Source organism: Clostridium sp. 1001283B150225_161107_B6 (genome assembly GCF_015556325.1).
In the GTDB taxonomy this organism is placed as follows: Bacteria; Bacillota; Clostridia; order Lachnospirales; family Lachnospiraceae; genus Enterocloster.
Map to the genome: position 1 here is coordinate 1 of NZ_JADNMD010000025.1, position 6039 is coordinate 6039.

7 protein-coding genes are annotated in these 6039 nt (G+C 50.3%); all 7 read left to right on the forward strand.

Going from position 1 to position 6039, the window contains the following annotated elements; all coding sequences use genetic code 11:
• Nucleotides 1-459 precede the first annotated feature (459 nt).
• Nucleotides 460-1977, forward strand: a complete 1518-nt coding sequence (locus I2H39_RS28650; protein ID WP_025491724.1) for a hypothetical protein — start codon at nt 460-462, stop codon at nt 1975-1977.
• A gap of 248 nt (nt 1978-2225) precedes the next feature.
• On the forward strand, nt 2226-2507 hold the full coding sequence (locus I2H39_RS28655) for a type II toxin-antitoxin system RelB/DinJ family antitoxin (RefSeq protein WP_025491725.1): 282 nt from the start codon (nt 2226-2228) through the stop codon (nt 2505-2507).
• On the forward strand, nt 2500-2772 hold the full coding sequence (locus I2H39_RS28660) for a type II toxin-antitoxin system YafQ family toxin (RefSeq protein WP_066859802.1): 273 nt from the start codon (nt 2500-2502) through the stop codon (nt 2770-2772). Before I2H39_RS28655 ends, I2H39_RS28660 begins: the two co-directional genes overlap by 8 nt.
• Nucleotides 2773-2790: 18 nt before the next feature.
• Nucleotides 2791-3030 (forward strand): hypothetical protein, encoded by a 240-nt coding sequence (locus I2H39_RS28665; protein ID WP_117531940.1) that lies wholly within the window; start codon nt 2791-2793, stop codon nt 3028-3030.
• 4 nt (nt 3031-3034) lie between these two features.
• A complete protein-coding gene (locus I2H39_RS28670) occupies nt 3035-3553 on the forward strand; it encodes a hypothetical protein (protein WP_025491722.1) in 519 nt (172 codons plus the stop codon).
• Between the two features lie 54 nt (nt 3554-3607).
• Nucleotides 3608-4576, forward strand: coding sequence for a hypothetical protein (locus I2H39_RS29415; protein WP_066859798.1), 969 nt, complete (start codon nt 3608-3610; stop codon nt 4574-4576).
• A 345-nt stretch (nt 4577-4921) separates the two neighbouring features.
• On the forward strand, nt 4922-6039 hold a 1118-nt coding region (locus I2H39_RS28680; protein WP_243281856.1), incomplete at its 3' end, for a plasmid recombination protein.

Genomic DNA, 6039 nt, shown 5'->3' on the forward strand with positions numbered 1-6039 from the left:
AGGGAGCTGTTGCCTGTGCCGGAGGTGCAGCAGCCAGAGCAGGAGCAGGAACGAGGTCATACTTGGGGCGGCATGGAGCTTTGATAAGATAGGGAAAAACTGTATTGATAATATATGCCTGTCCAGGGGACTTGAAAGCGCCATCTGGACAGGCTATAATAACAACAAGAAATAGGGAAAAAACTCATTGATAATATATGCCCCCCTATGGCCTTTAGGCCAGGGAAAAATAATAAAAATATTCTCTCTCGGATAGGGAGAAAGTCGGAGGGGAAAATGGGGGTGAGCGACGGGGTGTGGGAATGTGGCAAACCTAAAAGGTTTTCCATCATTTCCATGCCCCAGAGCGAGGGGGAAAAGGGGGAGGTGACTTTCTCTTTAAGGCCCCGGAGGGGCCGCTCTTTGGCTCCCCCTTTTCCCCCTGTGGGTTTGCAGAATGTATGAAAAGAGGTGTAAGGAATGGTGGATCAGCAAGAGGCTTTGGAACGGCAGAGAGAGCTTTATCAGGAAAAGAATGAGCATTTGGAAAGGTTTTTGGAGCCGGTGGCGCCGTATGAGTTTTATCGGGAGATATTCCCGGAGGGTTCTTTCGAGAGGAAGGGACATTTTGAGGACAGGAAGGGAAACGGGATTGCGGTGACGGTTCAGAAAGTTGAGGTTGATAAGGCGACCGGGATCGCCCTGCAGATCGAGGGGGATGGTAAGGCGAAACGGTGTACTATCACTGACGAGCTGGACGAACTGCGGGAGCTACAAGACACTGATTTTACGATTATGTCCCCGATTTCCTATTTTGGTCTGCGGCGGTGCGGTAAAAATGCCAGGTATCTTTATGCTTTGGTGTTTGATCTGGACGGGGTAGGTATGCCGCAGCTTCGGGACACGCTGCACCAGATGAACAAGGATATTCTGCCCCAGGCAACCTTTGTTGTAAACAGCGGGACGGGGCTTCACCTATATTATGTGTTGAAAGAGCCAGTGCCTATGTATCCGCACAACCAGAAATGCTTGAAGGAGCTGAAATATTCCCTTACTCGGCAGATTTGGAACCGATATACCTCCACGATAAAAGAACCGCAAATGCAGGGCATTTTGCAGGGCTTTCGGGTGGTCGGCTCCGGCTCGAAACTGGGACGGGAGTACCCTGTGAGGGCGTTCCGGCTTGGCGGGCCGGTGGAACTGGCGCAGCTGCTCGATTATATTCCGGACAGCAACGGGGAGAGGCAGCGGCTTGAGGGGCTTATGAGAAAGAGCCGCCTGTCGCTGGATGAAGCAAAGGAGAAGTACCCAGATTGGTATGAACGGAGGATCATCAAGAAGGAACGGCGGGGGCGTTGGACGGTCAAGCGTGACCTTTACGATTGGTGGCTGCACCGGATTGCTGACGAAATTCGGGTAGGCCATCGTTTTTATGGCATTATGACGCTGGCGATTTATGCGAAAAAATGTGGGATTGACGAAGACGAGCTGCGCCGGGACGCTTTTGCGCTGCTCCAGCCCTATGATGATATGAGCGTGGAGGACATAAACCGCTTCACGAAAGATGATGTGGTGTGTGCCCTGGAGATGTTCAATGAGGACTATGTGACATTTCCCAGGGACGATATAGCGAAGCTCTCTGGTCTTACTATGCCTGTCAATAAGCGGAATTGGCGTAAGCAGGAAGAGCATATTCAAGTGATGAACACAATGAAAGCATTAAAAAAACAGTTAGGAGAGATTGTCAATGAGGGTCGACCTAAAGGCAGCGGAACAGCTCAGGTACGGGTTTATGAGTGGCGGCAGCAGCACCCGGAAGGCCGTAAGGCCGACTGCCACCGAGAAACTGGCCTTGATCCGAAAACTATCCGCAAATGGTGGGATTGTCCACCGCCAGCGGTGCGCTTTGAAGATGGGCATATAACGGTGCGGGTGTCCCCTTCGCAGGAGTTGAGCGATTGGCTCCTGGACGCACTGCACAATGAGGGTCAGGAATAAGGCCCAGAAAGGCCCTTGTTACGCTTTAGAAGTCGTTTTCAGCCCTCCGAGGGTAAATATACCGGCTCCCTCGCTACTGCGCCCGTAAAGCCGCATAAATCAAGGCTTTTTTGCCCCCTAAATGCGTACATACTGGGATAGAACTTTAGAGCGTCGAGGACAGGGAGATTGTATTGACATTGTAAACAAAAAGCTATACAATGAATATGATAAAACGGGTTATAATAAAAGCGGAAGGAGTTGCTATTATGGCGAATACAAGTATCAATATCCGTATGGATGCAGATTTGAAGCGGCAGTTTGAGGCGTTCTGTGCTGATATGGGAATGACGATGACAACGGCGTTCAATGTTTTTGCGCGTAAGGCTGTGAGGGAGTATAGAATACCCTTTGAAATCAGCGGCGATGTGCCGAACGCGGAAACCGTCGAAGCAATCAAGGAAGTAAAGAGAATGAAGGCTAATCCGAGCCTCGGCAAGACCTATTCCAATGTCGATCAGATGATGGAGGAGCTACTTGCCGATGTATAACATAAGACCAACCACAAAGTTTCAGAAGGATTTGAAGCGTGTGAAAAAGCGCGGCTTTGATATTTCTTTGCTGACCGATATTATTAAAAAGCTGGCTGCGGGGGAGCCGTTGCCGGAAAAGAACAGGGATCACCAGCTTTCCGGGGACTATGCGGGGTGTCGTGAGTGCCACATTACGCCGGATTGGTTGCTGATCTACGAAGTGGACGGGGACGAGCTGATTTTATATCTCACCCGGACGGGATCGCATAGCGATTTATTTTAGGGGAAGGAGGAAAGGTCTATGAGCTGGGATAAAGAGAGGATCGCGCAGCTGCGGCTCCCCGATCCGGCGGACGATGATCCGCACCCTCGGCTGCTTCTGGAAGGGTACGGCATACATGCTGGGCAGGGATTTACCGCCTTGTTTCCCGATGGCTGGCACGAGATTACCCTTGAAGTAGCCTGGGAGCCGACAGGCCCCGCTTGCTGGTACATATCCACGCCGGGATTTGAGGGTGTGTGTCCGTTGGCCTGTTCGTGAAGGTATGAAAACAATCCGGCAGATAGCCGACGAGATAGGCGTATCAAAACAGGCGGTTTATAAGCGGTACAAAGGCAAGCTGTATACGGTTTGCGCTCCGTATGCGCATACGGAACAGGGGGTCTTGTATCTATCGGAGCAGGCTGAAACCCTGATAAAACAAGACTTTTTGAGAGATGGCTGCCCCAATGGATCGCATACGGATACGCATACGGAGCGCTCCATTGGAGCGGTGCCGGAGCAGTCGCAAGAGGCTGGTGTGGTAGCAATTTTACAGGCCACCATTGACACGCTACAAGGGCAGCTTTCTGTAAAGGACAAGCAGATTGAAGAATTGAATGCAAGGCTGGCAGAGGTCAGCTCTGCGCTGGTGGTGGCACAGCAGACTGCCCAGGCCGCCCAGGCACTTCATGCCGGAACAATTCGGCAGCAGCTTACTGATGGTGAAGATGATCCAAATCAACAGGGGCAGACGGTGGAGCAGAAAAAAAGCTGGTTTTCAAAAGTTTTTGGTGGCAGATAGGAAACAAAAGTATATTTTTTTCGTCAGTACAAGTAAGAAAGGCGGTGTGATACAGTGAAAAAGATTGTTCTTGTTTTGGTGGCGGCTATGGTTTTGGTATTCACTGGTTGTGAAAAAAAAGAAACTATTTCTATGCCCTTTGATGTTGCTGATGTAAATAACATTGAGATGTATCGCAATGCTGAGCCATACTCCGCCGAAAAGCAAGTTATCACAGAAAGCGAAGACATAGCTGATCTTTATTCTCTGTTTTCGGGACTGGAGGTAAGCGATAAGAAAACGGAGCCTGTTGTCGGGGAGACCATAACGAGTTTTAGGTTCAATCTCTCAGACGATACAAGTTATGAGATCATCTACTGTGCGGAAGCTGTAAAGTCAGGCAGACTGAAATTTCCGGCGGAGAAACTGGATTATTTTACATCAGCCGATATTGGAGGTCGTTGGGATAGCTATCAATATGAGATTGTTCCTGTAAGTGAGAGTGAGCTGCCGGGGCAGTCAGAAAATCCCTCTGATCCGCCGCTTGAAGAAACGCATGAATGGGATAAAATCCCTATGGTAATGGTGGATGGAAAACTCTACTATGATACGGGGAAAGAAAGCACCATAAGTGGTCGTTGCGGGGTAATGGACGGGGAAATTACTTCAACGGTTGATGGCTCTGAGATACCGACAAAGGATAACCAATCTAATTTTGGGACAGGCTTTGAATATCAATACGGGGCAGACAATACCATAGAGATTTTTATGAACGAGAAATGGATCGTTTTTGAGCAAAGAGAAGGAGACGGAAGTAAAGTCCGATATGGTGATCGGATGGTGGATGCGGAGGACCTTTCCAAAGAAACGCTTGAATGGCTGGATTGGTATAATAGCTTGCCGGAAGAACAGCAGTTGGCTGTAAGTTTTGTCCCGTCGGATTTGATTGAAGAAACCGGCCCTGTAAAAACAGAGGACGCAGAAGTTCCTGCACAGGAAGAAGAATTATGCGGTTATCCTCTTGCACCAGAAGAAGTAGAGTGACAGAAGAAGTTCTTAGAGATGGTTGTGAGGCCGGCTCTTTTAGCCCCCGGCAGGGCGCAAAGCACTTTCATACTGCCAGCCCCAAAGGGGAGGCGGTGTGAAAGTGCTTTTGCGTTACTTTCTCACCAGAAAGTAACAAAGAGGTTGTGACAGCCACCCAGGTATGGTAAAATAGAGATAGTAGGATATAGTTCTTTTTACAAGAAAGGGCCGGGTGATTTTATAGAAACAACCATTTCGGGAATGACAGGCCGAGGAAGTATTCGGCACAATAACAGGAGTTTTTCGGCGGCGAATGTAGACCGCAGCCGGTCGGAGCAGAATATCACTTTTTGCAACGATGACTTGAAGCAGGTGTACCATGAGCTTTTTGATGAAGCATTGGCTGCCTATAACGCTAAAAAGAAAAAGACCAGGGACAAAATACCAGACTACTATGAGCATATCCGGCAGAGCAAACAGGAGAAGCTATTTCACGAGGCCATCTTCCAGATCGGTAACATGGAGGACTGTGGGTGCGGCTCCCCAGGAGGGGAACGGGCAGCGGCAGCTCTCAAAGAATTTGCAGAGTCCTTCCAGGAGCGCAATCCTCATCTGCGGGTATTCAATATGGTGCTGCACATGGATGAAGCCACGCCCCACCTCCATGTAGACTTTGTGCCGGTGGCCACTGGGCAGAGCCGGGGGCTGTCCACGAGGGTTTCCATGAAGCAGGCGTTAAAGCAGCAAGGATTTGAAAGCCTGGGCCGAAAGCAAACCGAATGGAAAGCCTGGATGGAGCGTGAGAAGGTATCTCTTGGAGAGATTGCTCAGGTACACGATTTTGAGATTATCAGCCTGGGCGGTGGTCGGCCTCACATGGATTTGCCAGAGTACCGGGCAGCGGCGCAGCGCCTTGAAGCTGTCCAGGAACAGGTTGCAGCAGCAGAACAGGATATAGCAACTTTGGAAAAGCAGAAAAAAGCGTTGCAAGGGAATGTGAAGCTCCTAAAGGCGGTTGAGAAGGTCAAGCCTGATCTGGAGGCCATACAGCCAGAAAAGACGCTGACAGGAGCTGTGAAAGGCGTTACCGTAGAACAGGTAAAGGAACTGAAGGCGGCAGCAATCAGAGGTGCGGCAGCGGAACAGAAAGTGCAAGAGCTGAAGGAAGAAAATCAGCGGCTTCAGCAGAAAATCCCCTCGACAAAAGAAAAGCTGAAGGAGGCTCAGGAGAGGCAGCGGCTTGAAAACCAAAACCGAAAGCTGCTGGTACAGGTGGAGTGCCTGGAACAAGAGTTGGAGCAGGAGCGCAGCTTCTCGGATCGGCTCCTGGATGGGGTCAGTGCGGTGATGGATTTTCTGGATCGGCACCTGCCAGAGAAGTTCCGCCCCCTTGTCGAAAGGGCCAGGGAGCTGTTGCCTGTGCCGGAGGTGCAGCAGCCAGAGCAGGAGCAGGAACGAGGTCATACTTGGGGCGGCATGGA

Bases quoted from the DNA above. Each gene is read 5' to 3' on its own strand.
- I2H39_RS28650 (WP_025491724.1), top strand. From the start codon at position 460: ATGGTGGATCAGCAAGAGGCTTTGGAACGGCAGAGAGAGCTTTATCAG.
- I2H39_RS28655 (WP_025491725.1), top strand. From the start codon at position 2,226: ATGGCGAATACAAGTATCAATATCCGTATGGATGCAGATTTGAAGCGG.
- I2H39_RS28660 (WP_066859802.1), top strand. From the start codon at position 2,500: ATGTATAACATAAGACCAACCACAAAGTTTCAGAAGGATTTGAAGCGT.
- I2H39_RS28665 (WP_117531940.1), top strand. From the start codon at position 2,791: ATGAGCTGGGATAAAGAGAGGATCGCGCAGCTGCGGCTCCCCGATCCG.
- I2H39_RS28670 (WP_025491722.1), top strand. From the start codon at position 3,035: ATGAAAACAATCCGGCAGATAGCCGACGAGATAGGCGTATCAAAACAG.